The organism is Actinomadura sp. 21ATH (genome assembly GCF_041951345.1).
Classification (GTDB): Bacteria; Actinomycetota; Actinomycetes; order Streptosporangiales; family Streptosporangiaceae; genus Spirillospora.
In genome coordinates this window covers 234,199-258,268 of sequence record NZ_JBGNUR010000008.1, presented here as the reverse complement: position 1 = coordinate 258,268, position 24,070 = coordinate 234,199, and the positions used below count along the sequence as shown (strand labels likewise).

Sequence of the window (24,070 nt, the reverse complement as noted above, 5' to 3'; positions counted from 1 at the left end):
GACGAGAAAGGAACGCGATGTCCGACACCTCGCCCCTGCATGTTGCGATCATCATCGGCAGCACCCGCGCGGGCCGCTTCGGCCCCGTCGTGGCGAACTGGTTCAACGGCCAGGCCGCACAGCGCGCGGACATGACGACGGACGTCATCGACCTGCGCGACACCCGCCTGCCCGACACCCTCGTCGACGAGGGCGACGATGTTCCCGAGCCGGTGCGCACCCTGGCGCCGCGCCTGGCCGCCGCCGACGCGTTCGTGGTGGTCACCGCCGAGTACAACCGCAGCTTCCCCGCTCCTCTCAAGACCGCGATCGACTGGTTCGTGGACGAGTGGAGGGCCAAGCCCCTCGGCTTCGTGTCGTACGGGGGCGTCTCGGGAGGGCTGCGCGCGGTCGAGCAGCTCCGCCTGGTGTTCACCGAGCTGCACGCCATGACCGTCCGCGACACGGTCAGCTTCCACACCTGCTGGGAGAAGTTCGACGACGGCAGGCCCGTGGACGCGGCGGGCGCCGACGCGGCCGCCAAGGGCCTGCTCGACCAGCTCGCCTGGTGGGCCCGCGCCCTCCGCGACGCCCGCACCGCACGTCCCTACGGCCTGTAAGCCTCCTACCGACGGGAGTCCATGATGCGTTCCGCGCCCAAGCCCAGGCTGAGCCTGGCCCTGCTGGCGTTCTCCAGCCTCATCACCTCACTCGACTTCACCATCGTGTACGTGGCGCTGCCCGAACTCGTCCGAGAGATCGGCTTCTCCGGGCGGTCCGCCCAGTGGGTGATCAGCGCCTATGCCGTGTTCTTCGGCGGCTTCCTGCTGCTCGGCGGCCGTTCGAGCGACCTGCTGGGACGGCGCCGCATGTTCGTTCTGGGGATGATCGCGTTCGGCGGCGCGTCCCTGCTCGGCGGCCTCGCCACCTCCCCGGCCACGCTGATCGCCGCGCGCGCGATCCAGGGGGTGGGCGCCGCGATCGTGTTCCCCGCCACGCTTTCGCAGGTCAACACCATGTTCGCGGAGGGACGCGAACGGGTCAGGGCGCTGGCGGTGTGGGCCATGGCGGGCGCCGGAGGACTCAGCTTCGGAGCACTGCTCGGCGGCGTGCTCACCCACGTGTTCGGCTGGGAGGCGGTGTTCCTCGTGAACGTACCGCTGGTGGTCGCCGCGGCCGCCGCGGCGTTCTGGCTACTGCCGCCGGACGGGCCGGTCGACCGCGGCCACGGGTACGACCTGCCCGGCGTGGTGACCGGCACGGCAGGCGCCACCCTCCTGGTGTACTCGATCGCCGAGGTTTCCGAGACGGGCTGGACCTCACCGGCGTTCGTCATCGCGGCCGTGCTCGCGCTCGGGCTGCTGGCAGCCTTCCTCGCCGTAGAGGCGCGCAGCCGCAGCCCGCTGATGCCGCTGCGCCTGCTGCGCGACCGCAATCTCGCCCCCGCCCTCGTGATCATCTTCGTGTTCGGGGCGACCATGCAGAATGTCGTGTACTTCCTCACCCTGTACTTCCAGGACGTGCTGGGTTACACGGCTCTGCGGGCAGGACTGGCGTTCCTTGGCCTCTCCGCGGTGATCGCGATGGGGAACTTCGTCGCCGGGCGGCTGATGCTCCGCATCGGTGTCCGCGGCACCCTCATCATCGCGCTCCTTCTCGGGACGGCGGGCAGTGCCCTCCTCGCGGCCGGGATGGTGTCAGACGGCTCGTATCTCACCGTCCTCGCCGGGATCGCGGTGTACGGAATGGGCATGGGCACGATCTACCCCACCCAGTTCGCCGCCGCCGGTACCGGTGTGGCCGCGCGGGAGCAGGGCATCGCCGGGGGAATGGCCAACACCGCCATGCAGATCGGAGTAGGCGTCGGCCTGGCCGTGCTCATCGGCGTCGCCGGGCCGGACATCGCCACGGCCGACGGCCTGCGCGCCGCCGTCGCCGTATCGGCCGGGCTGACACTGGTGGGCGGGATCGCGGTCCTCGCCGTTCCCGGCCGGCGCGCCGGCGGGCAGGGCGCGGCCGTCCCCGAGAGGGCGGCCACCGCACCGGCTCCCGACCTGTCGGCGGGAACGCCGACCTGAGGGCATCGGGCGTTCTTCAACGTCGGAGAGCAGCGGCGCTGGAGTGAGGTGGGGGCCGGGAACGCCACCCGCGCCAGAGTGGCCTGGCCCACATGCTGTCACAGCGATCGGTGACGCCGTGTCTTGTGGCCGACCCCCTGCAAACGGAGGAGACACCATGAGTGAGAACACTGCGGTGGTCGTGGTCGGCGGCGGATACGCCGGCGTCATGGCCGCCAATCGCCTGACCCAGCGCGACGACCTGACCGTGACGCTGATCAACCCGCGTCCGGCCTTCGTCCACCGGATCCGCCTGCACCAGGTGGCGAGCGGGGCCGACGACCCGGTCGTGGACTACCGGGAGATCCTGGCCGACGGCGTCCGCCTGGTCGTCGACAGCGCGACACGGATCGACACGGCCGGACGCGGCGTGAGGCTGGCATCCGGCGATGCGGTCGGCTACGACTACCTGATCTACGCGGTGGGCAGCGGGAGCGCCGGCCCGCACGTACCCGGAGCCGCCGAGTCGGCCTACCCGATCGCCACCCTGGAGGAAGCCCAGCGGCTGCGGCCGGTCGTGGACGCCGCGCCCTCCACGGCCGCGGTGACGGTGGTCGGAGCCGGGATGCTCGGCATCGAGACCGCCGCCGAGCTGGCGGAGGCGGGCCGCCCCGCGACCCTGGTGTGCGGCGGGGTGCTCGGCCCGTATCTGCATCCCCGGGTTCGACGGTCGGTGGCCAAGCGGCTGGCCAGGCTCGGCGTGACCGTCCTGGACGGCCCCGGATCCAAGGTGACGACGGTCACCGCGGATGCCGTACGGCTCGCTGACGGCCGCGAGCTGCCCAGCGCGGTGACCATCTGGACCGCCGGGTTCGGCGTGCCGGACCTGGCCGCCCGCAGCGGACTGAGCACCGACGAGGTGGGCCGCCTGCTCACCGACGAGACGCTGACCAGCGTGGACGATGGGCGCGTCATCGCGGCCGGGGACTCGGCGGCACCGTCCAACCTGCCGCTCCGGATGAGCTGCCAGGCCGCCGGCCCGCTGGGCGCGCACGCCGCCGACACGGTACTGGCCCGGATCTCGGGTGAGCAGCCCCCGCTCGTCAACGTGGGGTTCTTCGGCCTGTGCGTCAGCCTGGGGAGCCGCGCCGCCACCGTGCAGCTCGCCTCCAGGAACGACACCGCCAACAGGTTCTCCATCGGAGGCCGCATCGCCGCGAAGATCAAGCACAGCAGTTACACGGGCTTGGTCAAGCAGATGGCGGACGAGGCGCGCAAGCCCGGTTCGTACACGTGGGCGTTCAAGGACGGCAAACGCCGGCAGTCGGTGCAGGCCGGGCGCGCCCAGGCACCGGCCATCGAACGAGTAGCCTGACCAGGTTCTCGTGGCCGATCGGCCGGCCCATCGAGGGACTGCATGTCGTGCGGCGTTGCTCCGACCGCGGGGCACCGCTGCACGCATGCGGTCCTCGGCGGTCCTGCGAGCGACCGATGCCCGACACAGCTGCCGGGCACTGCCACGTGCGCTGGACGGTGCCCGTTCTCGATCACACCCGACAGACGCCGTCAGAGGCGGGAATCCGTGGCTTCGCCGTCGGCACTGGTCAGCCGGTGGTGATCTTCTGCGCTCGGGCGGTGCCGGCTCGTTCGGCCAGGCGCTGGAAGGCGGCGGCGGTCGGGCCGGCGGGCTCGGCCTGGTAGACGACGAGCTGCTGGTCCGGAGCGCCGTTGACGGTGAAGGCCGAGAACTGGATGTGCAGGTCGCCCACGCGCGGGTGCCGCAGGTGCTTGACCTCCTGGGTCTTGGACTTCACCTCGTGGCGGCCCCACAGGTCGGCGAACTCGGCGCTCTGCGCGGACAGGCCGGCGACCACCTCGGCGATCCGTGCGCTGTCCGGATCGTGGCCGTAGGCGGCGCGCAGCGCGGCCACGCAGGAGTGCGCGGCGCGCTCCCACTCCCGATAGAACTCCCGACCCGCCGGATCGCAGAACACCATGCGAGCGAGGTTGTCGGCGGGTGAGAAGTCCTCGTGCAGGGCGCCGGCCATCGCGTTGCCCGCCAGGATGTCCAGGGCGGGTCCCAGCGCGAAGGCAGGGGAGTGCGCGAATCCGTCCATCAGCCGGAGCAACTGCGGGCTCACCTGCGCCTGGACGGGGCGCCTGAAGCGAAATTCCCGCGGCCGGGCCAGGCGGCGCAGGTGATCGGAGGCGTCGTCGTCCAGCAGCAGGGCCCGCGCCACCGCCTCGATCACCTGAGGCGACGGGCTGGACTCCCGGCCCTGCTCAAGGCGGACGTAGTAGTCGCCGCTCATCCCCGCCAGCATCGCGACCTCCTCCCGCCGCAGCCCCTTCACCCGGCGCCGCCCGTACTCCGGCAGGCCGACGTCCTGGGGTTTCAGACCTTCACGACGCGCCCTGAGAAACTCGCCCAACGGCGTACTGCTGCTCATGCATCCCAGTATGGGATAAATGGGTAGTTCTGGGCTTTCGGTGATCCTGGGTGTGACGCACCCACCCTGAGCGCCCCGGCGGAGGCTTTCGCCGCCCTAGCCTCCAAGGCGTGGACGATCGTGACCCAACCCTCGGAGGCTTCCTGCGCAGGCATCGCGACCTGCTGCGGCCCGACCGGCGGCCGGACGCGCGGCGGCGGGTGCCAGGCGCGCGCCGCGACGAGATCGCCGCGGCGGCGGGCATCAGCACCGGCCACTACGCCCGCCTGGAACAGGACCGCGCCGCCCGGCCCTCCTGGCAGACCGCCGCGGCACTGGCCCGGGCCCTGCACCTGGACGAGGAGGCCACCGCGCAGCTGTACCGGCTGGCCCGGCCGGCCACCCGCCGCAGCCGCCCCGCTCGCCGGGAGCGGATCTCCCCGGAGGTCCGGCGGCTCATGGACGGCTGGAGCGGCGTGGCCGCGATCGTCATCGACACCGCCCAGGACGTGCTGGCCCGCAACGCGCTGGCCTCCGTCCTGCACGGGCACCTCACCCGCGACGACAACGTCCTGCGCATGGTCTTCCTCGACCCGGCCGCGGCCGATCACTTCGCCGACTGGAACAGGGCGGCCGCCGACGCGGTGGCCGACCTGCGCCGGGCCGTACGCGAAGCCCCCGACGACCCCCGGCTGATCGCCCTGGTGGGCGAGCTGTCGATCAACAGCGCCGCGTTCGCGCGCCTGTGGGCCGCCCCGGAAGCCGCCGTGGTCGCCCGCCGCCACCTGCGCCTGCTGCATCCCGAGGTCGGCGAGCTCCGCCTCACCGCCGAGGTCTTCCCCATCGCCCGGGCGGCGGGCCAGCGACTCCTCACCTACCAGGCGGAGCCCGGCTCACCCTCCGCCGACGCCCTGGTCCTGCTCGGCGCGCTCGCTTCTCGGAGCGCCGGTACGGCCGATGCCGGGAGGCGTTCCTAGGTACCGCACTCCCAGGAAACCGGCGGCCTTCCAGCCGCCCCCCGCCGTGCGCAGACTCGACACCACCGGCGGGAACGACCTGCCGGAACCTGCGAAGGGCATCTCCATGAACACCAGCGCCCCCCGCGCCCAGATCCTCGACCGGCTACGCCGCCAGGCCGCCGACCCCGGCCGCCGCGTCCTGCTCACCGGCGCCGCCGTGGTCACGATGGACCCGCGGCTCGGCACCCTGCCGAAGGCGGACCTGCTCATCCAGGGCGAGACCATCGCCGCGATCGGCCCCGGCCTGGCCGCACAGGGCGCCGCCGATGGGGCCGTGGTCATCGACGCGCACGGCTTCATCCTGGCTCCCGGCTTCGTCGACACCCACCGGCACGCCTGGGAGGCCCAACTGCGCCGGATCATGCCCGACGTCGACGACCTCGGCGATTACGTCACCTCCACCCTGGCCGGCCTCGCCCCCGCCTACACCCCCCACGACGTGTACGTCGGCACCCGCCTGGCGGCGCTCACCGCCCTGGACGGCGGGATCACCACGCTGCTCGACTTCTCCCACAACTCCCGCAGCGCCGCCCATTCCGACAGCGCGATCCAGGCCCTCGCCGACACCGGCATCCGCGGTGTGCACGCCTCCATGCGCCCGCACTTCGGCGACTGGGACGGCCAGTGGCCCGGCGACCTGGCCCGGCTGAAGGACAAGTACTTCTCCACCGACGACCGGCTCCTGACCCTGCGCATGGCCACCCTGGCCACCGACGAGATCGCCGGTCCCGACCTGGCCTACGGGCCCGGCCTGGCCCGCACCGCCCGGGAACTGGGCATCGGCGTCAGCGTCGACGCCGTCTTCGGCGCCCCGTCCTCGGCCGCGGTGATGGAATGGGAGAAGGCGGGGCTGCTCGGCCCCGACGTCTCCCTCATCCACTGCACCAACCTGACCGCCGACGCCTGGCGGGCCATGGGTGCCACCGGCACCAACGTCGCCCTCGCCCCCACCTCTGACGCCCAGATCGGCCTGGAGACCGCGGTCCCCGCCATCGACGAGGCCCTGGCCGCGGGCATCCGGCCCGGCCTCAGCATCGACGTCGAGGTCGCGCTCGCCAGCGACATGTTCACCCAGATGCGCGCCCTTCTCGCCATCCAGCGGATGCGCGCCGTCGATGCCGCCTACGCCACCGAGGCCCGGCCCCAGCGCATCGGCGTCGCCGACGTCCTGGACCTCGCCACCGCCTCGGGCGCCCGCAGCATCGGCCTGGGCGACACCACCGGATCCCTCACCCCCGGCAAGCAGGCCGACCTGTTGCTCGTAGGCGCCGAAGACCTCAACACCATGCCGCTCAACGACCCGGTCGGCACCCTCGTCCTGGGTGCCGACCCCCGCAACATCGACGCCGTCTTCGTCGCCGGGAACCCCCGCAAATGGGCCGGCACCGTCCTGGACGTCGACGTGACCGCCCTCGGTGACGAAGTCCGCGCCTCCCGCGACAACGTCCTGCGCGCCGCCGGCCGCGCATGACCGCCGCCCGGCACGACAAGAACGCCGCGATGCTCCGCGTGCTCGCCGCCTGCCTGCTCACGGTCATGGCCACCGTCGCCTGCCAGCGCCCCGGCCCCGCCGTCATGAACACCACCGCAACGGATAGATCGACGACCACCGCCCCGGAGGCTTCCGTGACCGCTCGGACCATCACCACCGGACCGCACCCGCACGTCGGCATGTGGGTCACCGCCGACGGCCGCATCCGCCAGGAACTCCTGCCCACCGGCCGCTACGAGGAGGCCCGCGACGGCCGCGAACGCGCCTACACCGGCCGCTACACCGTCACCGGCGATCACATCGACTACTACGACGACCTGGGATTCACCGCCACCGGCGACGTCCGCGACGGCGTCCTCTACCACGAACACCTCGTCCTGTACCGCGAGCGTTGACCCGCCTCCAGGACGGAAGCCCCAGCGCGCCGCCTCGCGACATCAGCGAACCCGGCGGACGGCGGGCAGGAGACCGAGCGGCACTGCACCGACCAGCCACCGCGGAGGGTGTTTCACCGTCATCCGGTCGCGGCGCGGGCCGTGTCGGCCTCGGTCACCGGAAGAAGGCCGTTCTGCGGCCAGATCTCGGCGAACGACTCGGCGCGTTCGCGGATCAGGCTCATGCGCGAATTCCATTCGGTCTCCGCATAGTGAGCGGACTGGGCGGTCACCTGTCCCGGCCATTTGCGATACAGCAGCCCGATCTCACCGTGGAAGTGTCCGGCGCTGACCATGCTCGCCGAAATGAGCAGACCCGAGTCGTCCGAACCCGGCACCGCCATCCAGCCGCCGAGCGCCGTGGCCAGCTTTCGGCGGATGCACAGGGTCGTGGGATGAACGGGAAGCCGGTACCCATCGGCCTTCCATTGCTCGAAGACCACCCCCGGTTCGAGCCGGCCCGGCGGCAGGCGGTCCTCGACGGCCACCGTCGAACCGTCCGGGAAGAGATCGAGTGCGCGGGAAGCGGTCCAGTGGACACCTTGGTCCGAACTCAGGATCTCGATGTCCCGCGCCAGGACACCGGCGGTGAGGACGTCATCGGCGTCGAGGTTCTTGATGAGCTCGCCGTGCGACCTGGCGAGACCGAGGTTTCTCGTCAGGGAGCTACTGGAGCGCCGGCCGGTTCCGAACCTGATGCGAGGGTCGGCCGGCAGGACGTTCTCGGCGACCCCCGTTTCACCGTCCTCCTGGACGATCCACTCCCATTTCCAATTATCCGGAAGGTCCTGTCCGGCGAGAGATTCATATGCCTGGCGCAGCAGTTCAGGATCGGGCTTGTAGACAGGTGTGATGACGGACATGACGTGCACTTCTTGCATCACCCGTGACTTGGTTATATGGGCCGCTGGCTGGGATATGCCGGTAGCGCGGCCGCCTACGGGGCGAACCGTTCGCGGAATGCGGCGATCGGCAATGGAAAGTGATCGACGTCACAAGTGGGCACCGGCCTATCGGCAGGTGAACCGCGCGTTAATCAGGACGTGGGCGGCTTTCCAGGCAAGCCGACGCTCCCGCTCGGCGGAGGGGTGGCGGGCAGTGTCGGTGGCATCGCGTTTAATCGAGGGGTGGACGTTGCGAAGCGCATCACCGAGCTGACCGCCGAGGTCAAGCGGCTGAACGACCTGTACTACGGCACCGGCGACAGCCCGCTGCCCGACGCCGACTACGACGCGTTGAAGGACGAGCTGGCGGCGCTGGTCGCCGAGCATCCGGAGCTGGAGCCGGCCGACAGCCCGCTGGGCAGGGTGAACGCGCCGGCGGAGCTGGCCGGGCCGACCGTGCGCCACGCCCGCCCGATGCTGTCGCTGGCCAAGGCGACCGGCGAGGAGCAGATCCGCACGTTCTGCCAGCGGTTCGGCGGCCAGGTGTTCCGGGTGTCGGAGAAGCTCGACGGGCTCTCGCTCTCGGTCGTCTACACCGGCGGGAGGCTGGACTACGTCGCCACCCGCGGCACCGGCGCGGTCGGCGAGCTGGTGACCGAGAAGGTCCGGCACGTGATCCCGGGCCTGCCGGCCCGGATCGAGGAGCCGGGGCGGGTCGAGGTGCGCGGCGAGGCGGTGATGCTGCGGTCGGTGTGGGCGGCCTACAACGAGGCGCACCCGGACCGGACGCTGACCAACCCGCGTTCGGGCGCCGCCGGGACGCTGGTGCTCAAGGACCCGGAGGCGGCGGCGAAGGCCAAGCGGCTGCTGCGGTTCTTCGCGTTCGGCGCCGATCGGGACGGCGCCGCGATCGACATCCCGGCGGGTTTCGAGCCGGTCGCGCAGTACGTGTGCGCGAGCGCCGAGGAGGTGCTGGAGGCGATCGGCGAGATCGGCGGCCGCCGGGACGGGCTGGACTACGACATCGACGGCGCGGTGGTGCGGCTGCACGAGCCGGCGGCGTTCGACGCGGCGGGGTTCAACAGCGCCGAGCCGCGCGGGGCGATCGCGTTCAAGTACCCGCCGGAGGAGAAGCTGACGACGCTGCTGTCGGTGGAGTGGCCGGTCGGCAAGATCGGCCGCGTGCCGCCGCGCGCGAAGGTCGCGCCGGTGTTCGTCGGCGGCGTGACCGTGGAGAACATCACGTTGCACAACCCCCGGCTGATCCGCGAGCGCGACCTGCGGATCGGTGACACGGTGGCGGTGGTGCGGCGCGGCGATGTGATCCCGTTCGCGGGACGCTCGCTGCCCGAGCGCCGCGACGGCAGCGAGGTCGAGATCGTGCCGCCGGTCCACTGCCCGTCGTGCGGCTCGGAGCTGGAGGTCCGCGGCACCGGCGAGGAGCGCTGGTGCCTGAACCTGCAGTGCCCGGCGCAGGCGACGCGGCGGCTGATGCACTGGGCGTCGCGGCAGGCGGCCGACATGGAGGGCGTGGGCGACACCTGGATCGAGAAGCTCGCCGAGGACGGCGTGCTGCGGCGCCGCAGCGACTTCTACGACCTGACCGCAGAGCAGCTGCTCGGCTACGAGCGGATGGGCGAGGTCAGCGCCCGGAACATGGTCGAGTCGATCGCCGCGTCCAAGGGCATGGGGCTGCGGCGCGCGCTGATCGGGCTGGCGATCCCGATGGCCTCCGAAGGCACCGCCAAGCGCCTGTGCCTGGCCGGGTACGAGCGCATCGAGGACGTCGCGGCCGCCACCGCCGAGGAGCTGGTGGCGATCCGCGACATCGGCCCCAAGGCCGCCGAGAGCATCGCGGGCTTCTTCGCCCGCCCGGAGGTCCGGGAGGAGATCGCGGCGCTGCGCGAGCGCGGGGTGAACCTCGACGTCCTCGATGAGGACCGGCCGGTCGACGCGGCCGCCGCGGGCGACTCGCCGCTCAAGGGCAGCTCGGTCGTGATCACCGGCGCGTTCACCGACCCGCGCTCGGGCGCCAAGATCAGCCGCCCGGACGTCACCCGGCTGGTCGAGCAGGCCGCCGCGACCACCGCCTCCTCGGTCTCGGCGAACACCGACTACCTGCTCACCGGCGACAACGTCGGCGCCGCCAAGACCACCAAGGCCGAGAAGCTCGGCGTCACCGTCGTCGACCAGGAGCGGCTGTGGCGCTGGCTCGCCGAGGCCGGCGTCATCGGATGAGTCGCGCCCGGCCGACGTTCGCGGGTCAGGCCGGGCGCAGGTCCGCGCCGGTGCCCTCGTCTGCTCGGCTCGGGTCGCCGAACCAGCGAGCGAGGTGGCCGTCCAGGTCCCGCTGATCGTCACCGACCCAGGCGACGTGGCCGTCGGGACGTAGCAGGACGCACGGAGCGTCCAGCGCCGCGGCGGGGTCGGCGAGGTGGTCGACCCGGTCCGACCAGCCGCCGGCGGTCAGGCGCCCGGTGCGGTCCAGCAGCAGGCCGCGGCCGCGATGCAGCAGGTCGTAGAGGCGGCCCTGCCGCACGTCGATGTCGCGCAGGCGGCGGCCGAGCAGGTCGGGGCCCGCGCCGAGGTCGTAGCGGACGCCGATCCCGATGATCTTCTCGATCAGGTGGCGGTTCACCTCGTCGAGGTCCATCAGCTCGGTGAGCAGCCTGCACACGGCCTCCGGGCCCGGCCCGCCCGACAGCAGCTCCGTCTGGGCGCGGGTGTTGTCCAGCACGTCCGCGGCGACCGGGCGGCGCTCGGCCTGGTAGGTGTCCAGCAGCGGCTCCGGCGCCCAGCCGCGGACCTGCGCAGCCAGTTTCCAGCCGAGGTTGAACGCGTCCTGCACGCCCAGGTTGAGGCCCTGCCCGCCGATGGGCGGATGGATGTGCGCGGCGTCGCCGGCCAGCAGCACCCGCCCGACGCGGTAGCGGTCGGCCAGCCGGGTGGCGTCCCCGAAGCGGGACAGCCAGCGCGGGGAGCGCACGCCGAAGTCGGTTCCGGCGAAGGCGCGCAACTGTTCCCTGAAGTCCTCCAGGGTGGGCGCTTCCGCGCGGTCGGCGACTCCCGCGGCGGGGACCACGACGCTGTAGACCCCTCCGCCGAACGGCCTGAGCTGGAGCCGCCCACCGGTATCGCCGATCTCGGCGAGCCTGGCGGCGATCTCCTCCGGCGGCATTCCCAGTTCGACCTCGCCCATCAGCGTCTCGCTCCGCGCGGGCTCGCCGGGGAAGCCGACGCCGAGGAGTTTGCGCACCGTGCTGCGCGCGCCGTCGCAGCCGACGAGGTAGCGCGAGCGCAGCCGCTCGCCGCCGGCCAGCTCGACGGTCACGCCCTCGCCGTCCTGCTCGAAGCCGGCCAGCGCGCGACCGTGGCGGACCTGCGCGCCCAGTTGGACGGCGTGCTCTTCGAGAAGGCGCTCGATGACCGGCTGCGGGATGCCCAGCAGGTAGGCGTGCGCGGAGTCCAGGTCCTTGGGCGCGGGTTTGGCGATCGCGGCGAAGAAGCCGCCGGCCGGGCGCCGCCTGCCGTGCGGGAGGACGCGGTCCAGCAAGCCTCGCATGGCCAGCAGCTCGAGGCTGCGAGCGTGCAGCCCGACGATGCGGACGGGCGACTTGGGCTCGGTCTCCTTCTCCAGAACGAGGACCCGCACGCCGTGCAGCCGCAGCTCGGCGGCCAGCATCGCGCCGGTCGGCCCGCAGCCGGCGATGATCACGTCGTGCGTGAGGGGGGCGCGCCCGGTCCTGCCGTTCGGCGGCGGCGCGGCGGTGAACTGCTGAGAGTGCATGGGTGTTGCCTTTCGGGAGTGCCTGGGTGGTGAGGCGCTCCCGGCGACACCTACGTCAGTCGCCGGCCGTGACGGGAGGGAGGAGCACCCACGTCGATACAGCGTTCATGGGTCTCACCTCCCCGGGCGGAGTCACGGTTCGGCCGCAAGCTACCGGTCCGGCACGCCACCCGTCCAACGCTTTTCCGGCCCCGCGATCACGACCTCGGGTGGGCGCCCGGCGCCGACGATCATGTAAATAATCTTTGACATGATGTCCGGTCCGTTTTACGTTGCGGGCATGGCCTTCGAGGAGAAGCGCGCCTGGATGACGATCGTGGTCTCCGCCGGCGCGTACGCGATCTACGTGGCGATCGTGCTGGGCCGGGCCGACGGCGGCCGCCCGCTCGCCGAGGTCCCCTACGCGGCGGCCCTGCTGTGGACGATCGGTGCCGCCATCGCCGCCGGCATCGGCACCGCGATCGCGGCCCGCATCGCGACGGCCGTCGCGGGCGGCGACGGCCGCACCGACGAGCGCGACCGCGAGATCGACCATGCCAGTGGCCGCATCGGGCAGTCGTTCGTCGTCATCGGCGCGCTCGCCGCACTGCTCATGGCCGTCGCCGAGCTGCGCCACTTCTGGATCGCCAACGCCGTCTACCTGGCGTTCGTGCTGTCCTCGGTGCTCGGCTCGGTCGCCAAGATCATGGCGTACCGCAAGGGCGGCTTCCAGTCGTGGTGAAGCCGACGCGGGTCACCAACACGATCCGGGCCCTGCGGTTCGCGCACGGCGAGATGACCCAGGCCGAGCTGGCCGAGCGGGTCGGCGTCACGCGCCAGACCATCATCGCGATCGAGCAGGGCCGCTACTCCCCCTCGCTGGAGATGGCGTTCCGCCTCGCCAGGGTGTTCCGGGTCGGGCTCGACGAGGTCTTCCAGTATCCCGACACCGAAGGAGACCCCTCATGAGGGCGATCGTCCAGGACGAGTACGGCCCGCCGCACGTGCTGAGCCTCGGTGAGGTCCCGATCCCGGCGCCCGGCGCCGGCGACGTGCTGGTGCGGGTGCGCGCGGCCGGCGTCGACTACGGCGTGTGGCACGTCATGACCGGGCTGCCGCTCATCGGCCGCCTCGGCTTCGGCCTGCGCCGGCCCCGTTCCCGCGTGCCGGGCATGGACGTGGCCGGCGTCGTGGAGTCCGTGGGCGCCGGCGTGACCGCGTTCCGTCCCGGCGACGAGGTGTACGGAGCGGCGACCGGCGCGTACGCGCAGTTCGCGCTGGCCCGCCCGGGCAAGCTAGCCCGCAAGCCCGCCAACCTGAGCTTCGCCGAAGCGGCGGCGGTACCGGTGTCGGGGGTGACCGCGCTGAAGGCCGTCGGCAAAGTCGCCGCGGGCGAGAAGGTGCTGGTCATCGGGGCCGGCGGCGGGGTGGGCAGCTTCGCGACGCAGCTCGCCGCCGCGGGCGGCGCCCACGTCACCGCCGTGTGCAGCACGGCCAAGGACGGCCTCGTCCGGTCGCTGGGCGCGCAGGCGGTCATCGACTACACGCGCGAGCCGCTCACCGGCACCTACGACCTGATCATCGACATCGCGGGCCGCCGGCCGCCGGCGCTGCTGCGCGGGCTGCTGAGCGAGCGCGGCCGGCTCGTCCTCGTCGGCGGCGAGGGCGGCGGCCGGTGGTTCGGCGGGCTCGGCCGGCTGCCGGCCGCCCGGCTGGGCGGCCTGTTCGCGCGCCGCCGCGTGGAGACGCCGATCTCGCTGACCCGTACCGCCGACCTGGACGCGCTGCGCGACCTCATCGAGGCCGGGGCCGTACGGCCTGCCGTCGGGCGCACGTACCCCCTGGCGGAGGCCGCCACGGCGGTGGGCGACCTCGTGGCGCGCAACGCGCCCGGCAAGCTCGTCATCACGATCGACTGACCCCGAGGGCGACTGACTCCGAGGCGCCGCTCAACGGGGAGCCTGGTCAGCCGCGCGGCGCGGGGGCTTCCGCCAGCCGGGCCAGCTCGCCGGTCACGTGGTCGGCGTACGGGCGCAGGCGCGACCGGAGGCCGTCCCAGCGTTCCGCCTCGGTGCCCAGGTAGACGGCTCGCGCGTGGGACGGCACGGGGCGGTGCTCCTCCGGCAGGTGCGCGATCGCCCACGCGGCGGCGGCGTCCTTGGACCTGATCTCTCCGGTCGCCAGCGTCGTCCAGATCCGGGCGAGGGTGAGGACGACGTTGCGGGTGTCGTCGTCGAGTTCGGCGAGCAGTTCCGGGACGCCGGCGGTGATCCCGCGCCGCAGGTCCTCGTGCGGGACCGGGTCGAGGACCTCCCCCGGCGGCGGGCCGTACAGGGCGCTGTTCCCCGCCAGGACCATGGTGAGCAGCGGGGCGAGGTCGGGGCCGGGTTCCGGGGCGGGGACGTGGCCGCGCTCGTACTCCGCGCGCAGCCACTCGCCGTACTGGAACTCGCACTCCGGCGGGTAGCGCCAGGGGCGGACCGCGGACCGGACGACGGCGGTGAACTCGACCGGGCGCAGCGGGTCGTTCATCCCCGAGATCGGGAGCAGCCCGCCGACGAGCGCGCGCCGCTCCCCCGCCGTGACCGGCCGCCGCACGACGGCGAGCACGTCGATGTCGCTGGTCGCCCGCAGCCCGCCGAGCACGGCGGACCCGTGCCGGTACAGGCCGATGAGGTTCGGGCCGAGCACCTCGTGCGCCAGCCGGACGACCCGTTCGGTCTGCGTCACTTCACGTACCTTTCCTCGCCGGTCCCCGCAGGAGCGTCGCGAGGGTGGCGACGGCCTCGGTGATGGCGGTGGGCGGGGTGGCGGCGTACCCGAGGACGAGCCCTTCGGGGCCGGGGAGCCGGCGGTGCCAGGACAGGGGATGCACCTTGACGCCGCGGTCGAGCGCGGCGGCGGCCAGCGCGGTGGCCGGTACGGGCGAGTCGAAGGTGATCGTCAGGTGCAGGCCGGCGGCGGCGCCGTGGACGGTGGCGCCGGGCAGGTGGGCCCGGATGGCGCCGATCATGGCGTCGCGGCGGCGCCGGTGCCGGCGGCGGACCAGGCGCAGGCGGCGCTCCATCTCGCCGGACTCCATCAGGCGGGCCAGCACCAGCTGCGGCAGGGCGGCGTTGCCGAGGTCGGCGAACCGCTTGGCGCCGACCAGGGCGTCGCGGTACGGGGGCGGCGCGATCACCCAGCCGATGCGCAGGGCGGGGGCGAGGAGCTTGGAGACGCTGCCGGCGTAGAAGACGCGCTCGGGGACCATGGAGTGCAGGGCGGGGACGGGCGGGCGGTCGTAGCGGTGCTCGGCGTCGTAGTCGTCCTCGATGATCAGGCCGTCCCAGTCCATGAGGTCGCGGCGGCGGTCGCCGGCCAGCACGGCGCCGGTCGGGAACTGGTGGGCGGGCGTCAGCAGGACGGCCGGGGCGCCGGTGGCGCGGAGCGCGTCGACGCGGATCCCGCCGGCGTCGACCGGGACGGGCGGGGTCCGCATGCCCCAGTGCTCGAGGTGCTGGCGGGTGCCGAGGGAGCCGGGGTCCTCGACGGCGATCTCGGTGACGCCGGTTTCCGCGAGGACGCGGGCGAGCAGGCCGAGCGCCTGGGCGGTGCCGGCGACGATGACGACGTCGGCGGGGTCGGCGCGGACGCCGCGGTTGCGGGCGAGCCAGCCGGCGACGGCGCGGCGCAGTTCGGGGGTGCCGTGCGGGTCCCCGTACCCGAGGCCGGCGGTCTCCAGGGTGGACAGCACGGAACGTTCGGCGCGCAGCCAGGCGGCGCGGGGGAACGCCGCCAGGTCCGGCAGGCCGGGCGTCAGGTCGATGCGGGCGGGGGCGGCGCGGAGCGCGTCGAAGGCGTCGGCGCCGGGGCCGGCCGCGAAGGGCGCCGCCGGGGGGACGGCGCGCGCGGGCGGCGGGGCGGCGGTGACCGGGGCGGCGACGACGACGGTGCCGAGGCGGCCGCGGCCCGCGGCGTGGCCGTCCTCGATGAGGCGCTGGTACGCCTCGGTGACGACGCCGCGCGAGACGCGCAGGTCGGCGGCCAGGACGCGGGTGGCGGGCAGCCGCGCCCCCACGGGCAGCCGGCCGTCGGAGACCGCCTGCCGGAGCCGGCCGGCGAGCCAGTCCGACAGCCCGCCCGCGGGCGCCTCGCGGACGTCCAGCTGGAGGAAGTCCGCGCCGGCGGTTTTGGACCCGTCGGGCCGCGCCTGTTTGGCTCTGTCCACACGGTCCATTGTGGCGGGACGGTGGACGGCATGAACACCGCCATCACCCCTTCCTACGTCCACGGCTACTCCGAGCGCGAGGCGCGCCGCCTCGGCGATCAGGCGGACACGCTCGCCGGCCTGCTGCACGCGGGCACGGTCTACCGGCCGGGGAGCAGCGTGCTGGAGGTCGGCTGCGGGGTCGGCGCGCAGACGGCGCATCTGGTGCGCAACAGCCCGGGGGCGCGGCTGGTCGCGGTCGACGTCTCCGCCGAGTCGCTCGCGCAGGCCAGGGAGCGCGTCGCGGGCGTGGAGTGGCATCGCGCCGACCTGTTCGACCTGCCGTTCGCGGACGGGACGTTCGACCACCTCTTCGTCTGCTTCGTCCTGGAGCATCTGCGCGACCCGCGGGGCGCGCTGGCCGCGCTGCGGCGGGTGCTGCGCCCCGGCGGGACGATCACGGTGATCGAGGGCGACCACGGGTCGGCGTTCTTCCACCCCGACAGCCCCGCCGCGCGGGCGGCGATCGGCCACCTGGTGTCCTTGCAGGCCGCGGCGGGCGGGGACGGGCTGATCGGCCGCCGCCTCCAGCCGCTGCTGTCGGCCGCCGGGTACGCGGACGTGACGGTGCGGCCGCGCACGGTCTACGCCGACCGTACGCGCCCGGCACTGGTGGAGGGCTTCACCCGCGACACCTTCACCGCCATGGTCGAGGCGGTCCGGGACGGCGCGGTCGCCGCCGGGCTGACCTCCGCGGACGCCTTCGACCGCGGCATCGCCGACCTGCGCCGCACCGCCGAGGACGGCGGCACCTTCCACTACACCTTCTTCAAGGCGCTGGCGGTGAACCCGTGACCGCGCTCGCCGCGCTGCTGCTGGTGGTGACGCTGGTGTACGCGCTGGAACGGGCGCACCGGAGCCGGCCGGGGCCCTGGCCGCCGCTGGCCGGCAGCACGGACGCGGCCGACCGCGACGCCGAGCGCGTCCGGTCCGACCTGCGCGCGGCGGCGGGCCGGGCCGCCGCCGCGCCGGTCAGCGGGTCAGGACGTTGGCGATCCGGCCCGGCACGATGACCAGGCGGCGGACGGTACGGCCCGCGGTGTGGCGGGCGAAGCCGTCGTGCCCGGTCAGCAGCCGTTCGATCTCCTCCTCGCCGGCGCCGGCGGGGACGTCGAGGGTGAACCGGGTCCGGCCGTCGATCTGGACGGGGATGGTGACGGCCGGCTCGGCGGCCAGGTCGGGGTCGGCGTCCGGGAACGGCGCGTACAGGATCGGCTCGCGGTGCCCGAGGCGTTCCCACAGCTCCTCGGCGATGTGCGGGGCGAGCGGGGCCACCATCAGGACCAGGGCCTCGGCGAGCGCGCGCGGCGGCTCCGGCAGCCGGGCGGCGTGGCCGGTCAGCTCCATCAGCCGGGCGATGGCGGTGTTGTAGCGCATCGCCTCGAAGTCGGCGCGGACGGCGGCGATGGTGCGGTGCAGGCGGCGCAGCGTGTCCGGGTCAGGGCCGGTGCCGGTGACGCGGGCGGCGCCGGTCTCCTCGTCGACGACGACGCGCCACAGCCGCCGCAGGAAGCGGTGCACGCCCGCGATGCCGTCGGTCCGCCAGGGCCGGTCGGCGTCCAGCGGGCCCATCGCCATCTCGTGCAGCCGCAGCGTGTCGGCGCCGTACCGGTCGTAGATCTCGTCGGGGGCGATGCCGTTCTTGCGGCTCTTGCCCATCCGGCCGGCGCGGCGGGTCACCGGCCGGCCCCGGTAGGACGGCCCGCCGCCGCGGTCCCGCTCGACCTCGGCGGCCGGTACGTACATGCCGCGCTCGTCGGTGTAGGCGTCGGCCAGCACGTACCCCTGGTTGACCAGCCTCCCGAACGGCTCGGGCGTGGAGACGTGCCCCAGGTCGTACAGGACCTTGTGCCAGAACCGCGCGTACAGCAGGTGCAGCACGGCCTGCTCCACTCCCCCGACGTACAGGTCGACGCCGCCGGACCCCATCCAGTAGCGCTCGACCTCGGGGTCGATGAACGCCTCGTCGTTGGCCGGGTCCAGGTAACGCAGGTAGTACCAGCAGGAGCCGGCCCATTGCGGCATCGTGTTGAGTTCGCGGCGGTACCGTTTCGGCCCGTCGCCCAGGTCGAGTTCGACGGTCGCCCATTCCGCGGCCTTGGCCAGCGGCGGTACGGGCTCGCTGTCCGCGTCCTGATGCGGTTCGGGACGGAAGTCGGTCATCTCCGGGAGCAGTACGGGCAGCATCGTGTCGGGCAGCGCGACCGGCATTCCGTGCTCGTCGTACACGATGGGGAACGGCTCGCCCCAGTAGCGCTGCCGGGAGAACAGCCAGTCGCGCAGCCGGTAGGAGCGCGTTCCGTACCCGTGGCCGGTGCGTTCCAGCCATTGGACGGCCGCCGCGATCCCTTCCGGAACGGTCAGGCCCGCCAGTGCGGGGCCCGCGATCCCGGCGCGGTACGTGCCGCCGTCCCCGTCGCCGTCGCCGCCGGCCAGCACGGCGCGCACCTCCAGGCCGTGGGCGCGGGCGAAGCCCATGTCCCGCCGGTCGTGGGCGGGCACCCCCATGATCGCGCCGGTCCCGTACCCCATCAGCACGTGGTCGGCCAGGAACACCGGGATCGGCGCGCCCGTCGCCGGGTTGACGACGTGGGCGCCGGTGAACGCGCCGGGGCCGGTGCCGGCGGTGCGCTGCCGGTCGCTGAGGCGACCGGCGCGCTCGCGGTACGCGGCGACGGCGTCGCGCGGGGTGGCGTGCGGGCCGCGCCACTGCGCGGGGGTGCCGTCCGGCCAGGCGCCGGGGACGAGCCGGTCCGCCAGCGGGTGCTCGGGGGCCAGCGCCGCGAACGTCGCGCCGTACAGGGTGTCGGGGCGGGTGGTGAAGACCTCGACCTCGGCACCGCCGCCGGCCTGCCGCAGGCGGACGCGGGCGCCGTCGGCGGCGCCGATCCAGTTGCGCTGCATCCGCTTGACGGACTCGGGCCAGTCGACCAGGTCCAGGTCGTCGATCAGCCGCCGCGCGAGCGCGGTGATGCGCAGGTTCCACTGTCGCATCGGGCGGCGGTGGACGGGGTGGTCCCCGATGTCGCTGCGGCCGCCTGCGGTGACCTCCTCGTTGGCCAGCACGGTGCCCAGGGCGGGGCACCAGTTGACGGGCTCCTCGGACACGTACGCCAGCCGGTGGCCGTCGACGATGCGGCGGCGTTCCGGCGCGGTCAGGGCGGTCCAGGGGCGGTCTCCGGGGACGGGGCGCGCGCCGGAGGCGAACTCCTCCTCCAGCTCGGCGATCGGGCGGGCACGCCCGGTGCGCTCGTCGATCCAGGAGCCGAACAGCCGCAGGAAGATCCACTGCGTCCAGCGGTAGTACGCGGGGTCGGTGGTGGAGATCTCGCGGCGGGCGTCGTGGGCCAGGCCGAGCCGGCGCAGCTGGCGGCGGTAGGCGGCGATGTTGGCGGCGGTCGTCTCGCGGGGGTGGCGGCCGGTGTCGAGCGCGTACTGCTCGGCGGGCAGCCCGAACGCGTCGTACCCGAAGGTGTGCATCACGTGGTGCCCGGTCATGCGCTTGTAGCGGCCGAGCACGTCGGTGGCGATGTAGCCCAGCGGGTGGCCGACGTGCAGTCCGGCGCCGCTGGGATAGGGGAACATGTCCAGCACGTAGAAGGGGCGGCGCCCGGCCATTCGCGCGAATCCGCCCGACAGCGGTCCCGCCGGATTGGGCGAGTCGAAGGCGCCCCGCTCGTGCCAGCGTCTCTGGCGGCGCAGCTCGATCTCGCCGGCCATGCGCGCGTCGTAGCGGTAGGGGGTGTCGGCCCGCTCTTTCTCGTTCATCGTCCTCACCATGGGGAATCCGCCCGGTCCAGGAAATGAGAAAGCCCCTCAGCGCATGAGGGGCGGCCGCGTCGACTCAGTGGGTCAACGCGGCTCGAGAAGGAGCAGGCTCCGCATATGGGCCATGCGGCGAGAATACCCCTCGCCTCCCTGATCGGTCGCGCGATTTGAACGGCGCCCGCCCGGGAGGAGCGCTCCCCCGGCACCGGGGACGGGCGGCGGCCTACGAGTCGGGGCCGCCGGTGCCGCGCCGCGGCCGTCCCTCGTAGGCGGCGGCGACGGCGTCGAGCACCTGCGCGCGGGCGGCCGCGGCCGGGGTCACGCCGATCAGGACGTAGTAGGCGAGCCCTTCGGCGAGGGCGACCAGCCGGACGGCCTCGGCGCCGGGCTCGGGGACGCGGTCGCCGCGCAGCAGGCCGGCGAGCCGCTCGTGGAGGCGGGCGTAGTCGGCGCGCATCCGCGCGGCGATGGCGTCGTCGGCGAGCGCGAGGCCGGTGAACCACTGCCGGACGCGCATGTGCGCGCGGGTCGGGCCGTCGTAGGGGATCAGCTCGGTGAGCACGATCGTCAGGACGTGCCGCGGCCGGGCGGCGTCCGGGCCCGTTCCGGTCTTGGCGGCGATGCGCGCCTCGCTGCGCTCGTTGCCGCGGTCGAACGCGGCCTCGATCAGCCGGTCCTTGGCCGGGAAGTAGTGCTGGACGCGGCCGGGCGAGACGCCCGCGCGGGCGGCGACCGCGGTCAGCGACACCGCGGGCAGGCCGTGCTCGGCGACGACTTCCAGGACGGCGTCGGCGATCTCGCGGCGGCGCCGCTCGTGCTGGGATCCGGGGCCGCGGGTCCGGCGTTCGCTCGGGGTCACCCGGGTAGGCTAGCAAAGCAATGTAATCACATTGTTTTGAGGAGGGGTGGCCCATGCGGCGCGGCGGTGCGGCGGTGGTGGTCCTGGCCTGCGCGGCGCAGTTCATGGTCGTGCTGGACGTCTCGGTCGTGAACGTGGCGCTGCCCTCGATCCGGGCGGGGCTGGGGTTCGGCGCGGCCGGGCTGCCGTGGGTGGTGAACGCCTACGCGCTGCCGTTCGCCGGGTTCCTGCTGCTCGGCGGGCGGCTGGCCGACCTGTACGGGCGCGGCCGGGTGTTCGCCGCCGGGCTGGCGCTGTTCACGGCCGCGAGCCTGGCCGGCGGCCTGGCGACCGCGCCGGGCGTGCTGGTGGCGGCGCGCGCAGCGCAGGGCCTGGGCGCCGCCGTCCTAGCACCGGCGACGCTGACGCTGCTGACCGCGGCGATCCCGGAGGGCCCGCAGCGGACCCGGGCGCTGGCGGCCTGGACGGCCGTCGGGCTGGCGGGCGGGACGGCGGGCAACCTGGTCGGCGGGGCGCTCACCGAGTTCCTGTCCTGGCGCTGGGTGCTGCTGGTCAACGTCCCGGTGGGCGCCGCCGCCCTCGCCGCGGCCGCGGCCGTCATCGGTCCCGCCGGCGGGCGTCCCGGTGAGCGGCGGCGGCTCGACGTGCCCGGAGCGGCGGCGGTCACCGCGGGGCTGATGCTGCTCACGTTCGGCGCCACCCAGGCCCGCGAGCGCGGGTGGAGCGACCCGTTCACGCTGGGGGTGCTGGCCGCGGCGGCGCTCGTCCTGGCGGTGTTCGTGCTGGTCGAGGCGCGAACGGCGGCCGAGCCGCTGGTCCCGGCGCGGCTGCTGCGGGCGCGCCCGGTCCTGGTGGGGAACGCGGCGATGCTGCTGGCGGGCGCGTGCCTGAACCCGATGTGGTTCTTCCTCACGCTCTTCATGCAGGACGCGATGCGCTACGGGAGCCTGCGGACCGGGCTCGGGTTCCTGCCGCACACGCTGCTGACCATCGCGATCGGGATGCGTGCGACGCCCTGGCTGATGGAGCGGGTCGGCGGCCGCACGCTGATCGCCGCGGGAGCGCTGCTGTCGGCCGCCGGCTTCGCCTGGCAGGCCGGGGCCGATCCGGCCGCCGGGTACGCGGGCGCGCTGCTGGGCCCGGCGGTGCTGATCGCGGCCGGCGGCGGGCTGCTGAACACGCCGCTGACGGCCGCGGTCACCGCCGGTGCCGCGCCGGCCGACGCCGGGGCCGCCTCCGGGCTGATGAACACCGCCAAGCAGGCGGGCGGCGCGCTCGGGCTGGCGGTCCTGGTGACGCTGCCCGGCCACGGCGCGGCGTTCCTGGCGATGGCGGCGCTCCTGCCGGCCGTGGCCGCGCTGGCCGCCGCCCTGCCCCGTCCGCACGGGCCCGCCGGGAACTCTGCCAGGATTTCTTCCCGGAGGACGTCGAGACGGGGCCGCCGGCTCCGACCACGGGGTGACAGGCGCCCGCGACGGGGGCCGCGACACGAGGAGGACCGGCATGAAGTTCCTGCTGATGATCCAGATGAACGACGAGGCGTTCGAGGCGCTCGGCGAGGAGCGCCGCAACGAGATCATGAACGCCCATGAGGGTTTCCAGAAGATGCTGGAGGAGCGCGGCGAGATGGTCGTCACACACGCCCTGGCCAGCCCGTCCACCAGCGCGACCGTCCGGCTGAAGGACGGCGTGCCGGTGGTGACCGACGGGCCGTTCGCCGAGGCCAAGGAGTACCTGGCCGGCTACTACGTGATCGACTGCGAGAGCCGCGAGCGCGCCCTGGAGATCGCCGGGCAGATGCCCGAGGCCGGCTTCCTGGGTGTGGAGGTCCGGCCGATCATGTTCTCGTCGGGGACGGAGATGTGAGCGGGCACGGGCACGCCGGGGATCCCGGCGACTCCGGGGACCTGCTGCGGGAGCTGGCGCCGCGGGTCCTCGGCGTGCTCGTGCGCCGCTACGGCGACTTCGACGCCGCCGAGGACGCCGTGCAGGAGGCGCTGCTGGCGGCGGCGCAGCAGTGGCCGGCCGAGGGCGTGCCGGACAACCCGCACGGCTGGCTGGTCACCGTCGCCGCGCGCCGGATGGCCGACCAGGTGCGCAGCGAGCAGGCTCGGCGGCGGCGCGAGGTCGCCGACGCGCTGGCGCGGCCCGGCGGCGAGGCGGTGGCGCCCGCCGCCGACGCCGCGGCCCCGGCCGAACGCGACGACACGCTGACGCTGCTGTTCCTGTGCTGCCATCCCGCGCTGTCGGGGGCCTCGCAGGTCGCGCTGACGCTGCGCGCCGTGGGCGGCCTCACCACGGCGCAGATCGCGCACGCGTTCCTGGTGCCGGAGGCGACGATGGCGCAGCGCGTCAGCCGGGCCAAGCAGCGGATCAAGGCGGCCGGGGCGCGGTTCCGGATGCCGGCCGCGGCAGAGCGCGGCGAGCGGCTGGCGGCCGTCCTGCACGTGCTGTACCTCATCTTCAACGAGGGCTACACCGCGACGGCCGGCCCCGAGCTGCGCCGCGAGGACCTCAGCGCGGAGGCGATCCGGCTGGCGCGCGCCGTGCACGCGCTGCTGCCCGGCGACGGGGAGGTCACCGGGCTGCTGGCGCTGATGCTGCTGACCGACGCGCGCCGCGCCGCCCGCACCGGGCCCGGCGGGGAGCTGATCCCGCTGGCCGAGCAGGACCGCGGCCGCTGGGACCGGGCCGCGATCGACGAGGGGGTCGCGCTGGTCTCGGCGGCGCTGCCGCAGGGGCCGGTCGGCGCGTACCAGCTGCAGGCGGCGATCGCGGCGGTGCACGCCGAGGCCGGCCGCGCCGAGGACACCGACTGGCCGCAGATCCTCGGGCTGTACGAGCTGCTGGCCAAGGTCGCGCCCAACCCGATGGTCTCGCTCAATCACGCCGTCGCGGCCGCGATGGTGCGCGGCCCGGACGCCGGGCTGGAGATGCTGGCGGGCCTGGCCGCCGACGACCGGCTGGCCCGCCACCACCGCCTGGACGCCGTGCGCGCGCACCTGCAGGAGATGGCCGGCGACGACGCGGCGGCGCGCGAGTCGTACCGGACGGCGGCGCGCCGTACCGCCAGCCTCCCCGAGCGCCGCTACCTGGAGGGCCGGGCGGAGCGCCTGCGCGGCTGATATTCGGTT

22 protein-coding genes are annotated in these 24,070 nt (G+C 74.0%); 15 read left to right on the top strand and 7 right to left on the bottom strand.

The window, feature by feature from the left end:
- Positions 1-17: 17 nt before the first annotated feature.
- The 3 genes from ACA361_RS24305 to ACA361_RS24295 all read left to right on the top strand — a co-directional run bounded on the left by ACA361_RS24305 (position 18) and on the right by ACA361_RS24295 (position 3,411).
- A complete protein-coding gene (locus tag ACA361_RS24305) occupies positions 18-599 on the top strand; it encodes an NADPH-dependent FMN reductase (protein WP_375015340.1) in 582 nt (193 codons plus the stop codon).
- A gap of 21 nt (positions 600-620) precedes the next feature.
- Positions 621-2,057: an MFS transporter gene (locus ACA361_RS24300; RefSeq protein ID WP_375015338.1), complete on the top strand. Its 1,437-nt coding sequence runs from the start codon at positions 621-623 to the stop codon at positions 2,055-2,057.
- Positions 2,058-2,214: 157 nt separating this feature from the next.
- Positions 2,215-3,411 (top strand): NAD(P)/FAD-dependent oxidoreductase, encoded by a 1,197-nt coding sequence (locus ACA361_RS24295; RefSeq protein ID WP_375015336.1) that lies wholly within the window; start codon positions 2,215-2,217, stop codon positions 3,409-3,411.
- A gap of 229 nt (positions 3,412-3,640) precedes the next feature.
- On the opposite strand, the gene ACA361_RS24290 is transcribed toward ACA361_RS24295, so the two are convergent.
- Positions 3,641-4,486, bottom strand: a complete 846-nt coding sequence (locus ACA361_RS24290) for a helix-turn-helix transcriptional regulator (protein ID WP_375015334.1) — start codon at positions 4,484-4,486, stop codon at positions 3,641-3,643.
- A gap of 110 nt (positions 4,487-4,596) precedes the next feature.
- Between ACA361_RS24290 and ACA361_RS24285 the strand changes: the two genes are divergently transcribed.
- From ACA361_RS24285 to ACA361_RS24275, 3 genes are all read left to right on the top strand, one after another.
- Positions 4,597-5,442 (top strand): helix-turn-helix domain-containing protein, encoded by an 846-nt coding sequence (locus tag ACA361_RS24285; protein WP_375015332.1) that lies wholly within the window; start codon positions 4,597-4,599, stop codon positions 5,440-5,442.
- Positions 5,443-5,548: 106 nt separating this feature from the next.
- Complete coding sequence (locus ACA361_RS24280; RefSeq protein ID WP_375015330.1) at positions 5,549-6,955, top strand: amidohydrolase family protein; 1,407 nt, start codon at positions 5,549-5,551, stop codon at positions 6,953-6,955.
- Positions 6,952-7,371, top strand: coding sequence for an Atu4866 domain-containing protein (locus tag ACA361_RS24275; RefSeq protein WP_375015328.1), 420 nt, complete (start codon positions 6,952-6,954; stop codon positions 7,369-7,371). Before ACA361_RS24280 ends, ACA361_RS24275 begins: the two co-directional genes overlap by 4 nt.
- 119 nt (positions 7,372-7,490) lie before the next feature.
- On the opposite strand, the gene ACA361_RS24270 is transcribed toward ACA361_RS24275, so the two are convergent.
- A complete protein-coding gene (locus ACA361_RS24270) occupies positions 7,491-8,273 on the bottom strand; it encodes a glycosyltransferase family 2 protein (RefSeq protein WP_375015326.1) in 783 nt (260 codons plus the stop codon).
- A gap of 264 nt (positions 8,274-8,537) precedes the next feature.
- On the opposite strand from ACA361_RS24270, the gene ligA reads away from it, so the two are divergent.
- The gene (gene ligA / locus ACA361_RS24265) at positions 8,538-10,532 is read left to right on the top strand and encodes an NAD-dependent DNA ligase LigA (protein ID WP_375015324.1); all 1,995 of its coding nucleotides are present in this window, start codon (positions 8,538-8,540) and stop codon (positions 10,530-10,532) included.
- A gap of 25 nt (positions 10,533-10,557) precedes the next feature.
- On the opposite strand, the gene ACA361_RS24260 is transcribed toward ligA, so the two are convergent.
- A complete protein-coding gene (locus tag ACA361_RS24260; RefSeq protein ID WP_375015322.1) occupies positions 10,558-12,081 on the bottom strand; it encodes an FAD-dependent monooxygenase in 1,524 nt (507 codons plus the stop codon).
- Positions 12,082-12,361: 280 nt separating this feature from the next.
- Between ACA361_RS24260 and ACA361_RS24255 the strand changes: the two genes are divergently transcribed.
- From ACA361_RS24255 to ACA361_RS24245, 3 genes are read left to right on the top strand one after another with little or no spacing between them, the layout of a single operon-like run.
- Positions 12,362-12,802, top strand: coding sequence for a hypothetical protein (locus tag ACA361_RS24255; RefSeq protein ID WP_375015320.1), 441 nt, complete (start codon positions 12,362-12,364; stop codon positions 12,800-12,802).
- Positions 12,796-13,029 (top strand): helix-turn-helix transcriptional regulator, encoded by a 234-nt coding sequence (locus tag ACA361_RS24250; RefSeq protein WP_375015318.1) that lies wholly within the window; start codon positions 12,796-12,798, stop codon positions 13,027-13,029. The genes ACA361_RS24255 and ACA361_RS24250 overlap by 7 nt, the downstream gene beginning before the upstream one ends.
- The gene (locus ACA361_RS24245; protein WP_375015316.1) at positions 13,026-13,979 is read left to right on the top strand and encodes an NAD(P)-dependent alcohol dehydrogenase; all 954 of its coding nucleotides are present in this window, start codon (positions 13,026-13,028) and stop codon (positions 13,977-13,979) included. The genes ACA361_RS24250 and ACA361_RS24245 overlap by 4 nt, the downstream gene beginning before the upstream one ends.
- Before the next feature lie 46 nt (positions 13,980-14,025).
- Here ACA361_RS24245 and ACA361_RS24240 read toward each other — a convergent pair whose 3' ends face one another.
- Both ACA361_RS24240 and ACA361_RS24235 read right to left on the bottom strand, forming a co-directional pair.
- Positions 14,026-14,790 (bottom strand): aminoglycoside adenylyltransferase family protein, encoded by a 765-nt coding sequence (locus ACA361_RS24240; protein ID WP_375015314.1) that lies wholly within the window; start codon positions 14,788-14,790, stop codon positions 14,026-14,028.
- A 1-nt stretch (position 14,791) separates the two neighbouring features.
- Positions 14,792-16,270 carry a PLP-dependent aminotransferase family protein gene (locus ACA361_RS24235; RefSeq protein WP_375015312.1) on the bottom strand — a complete coding sequence of 493 codons (1,479 nt, stop codon included), beginning with the start codon at positions 16,268-16,270 and terminating at the stop codon, positions 14,792-14,794.
- 30 nt (positions 16,271-16,300) lie between these two features.
- On the opposite strand from ACA361_RS24235, the gene ACA361_RS24230 reads away from it, so the two are divergent.
- A complete protein-coding gene (locus tag ACA361_RS24230) occupies positions 16,301-17,104 on the top strand; it encodes a methyltransferase domain-containing protein (RefSeq protein ID WP_375015311.1) in 804 nt (267 codons plus the stop codon).
- Positions 17,101-17,322 carry a hypothetical protein gene (locus tag ACA361_RS24225; protein ID WP_375015309.1) on the top strand — a complete coding sequence of 74 codons (222 nt, stop codon included), beginning with the start codon at positions 17,101-17,103 and terminating at the stop codon, positions 17,320-17,322. Before ACA361_RS24230 ends, ACA361_RS24225 begins: the two co-directional genes overlap by 4 nt.
- On the opposite strand, the gene leuS is transcribed toward ACA361_RS24225, so the two are convergent.
- Positions 17,282-20,077 (bottom strand): leucine--tRNA ligase, encoded by a 2,796-nt coding sequence (leuS, locus tag ACA361_RS24220; RefSeq protein ID WP_375015307.1) that lies wholly within the window; start codon positions 20,075-20,077, stop codon positions 17,282-17,284. The two genes, ACA361_RS24225 and leuS, sit on opposite strands and share 41 nt — an antisense overlap.
- A gap of 223 nt (positions 20,078-20,300) precedes the next feature.
- Positions 20,301-20,936, bottom strand: coding sequence for a TetR/AcrR family transcriptional regulator (locus ACA361_RS24215; protein ID WP_375015305.1), 636 nt, complete (start codon positions 20,934-20,936; stop codon positions 20,301-20,303).
- Between the two features lie 53 nt (positions 20,937-20,989).
- Here ACA361_RS24215 and ACA361_RS24210 point away from each other — a divergent pair, with 53 nt between their 5' ends.
- From ACA361_RS24210 to ACA361_RS24200, 3 genes are read left to right on the top strand one after another with little or no spacing between them, the layout of a single operon-like run.
- Positions 20,990-22,528 (top strand): MFS transporter, encoded by a 1,539-nt coding sequence (locus ACA361_RS24210; RefSeq protein ID WP_375015303.1) that lies wholly within the window; start codon positions 20,990-20,992, stop codon positions 22,526-22,528.
- Positions 22,440-22,802, top strand: coding sequence for a YciI family protein (locus ACA361_RS24205; protein WP_375015301.1), 363 nt, complete (start codon positions 22,440-22,442; stop codon positions 22,800-22,802). Before ACA361_RS24210 ends, ACA361_RS24205 begins: the two co-directional genes overlap by 89 nt.
- Positions 22,799-24,061, top strand: a complete 1,263-nt coding sequence (locus ACA361_RS24200) for an RNA polymerase sigma factor (RefSeq protein WP_375015299.1) — start codon at positions 22,799-22,801, stop codon at positions 24,059-24,061. Before ACA361_RS24205 ends, ACA361_RS24200 begins: the two co-directional genes overlap by 4 nt.
- Positions 24,062-24,070 lie beyond the last annotated feature (9 nt).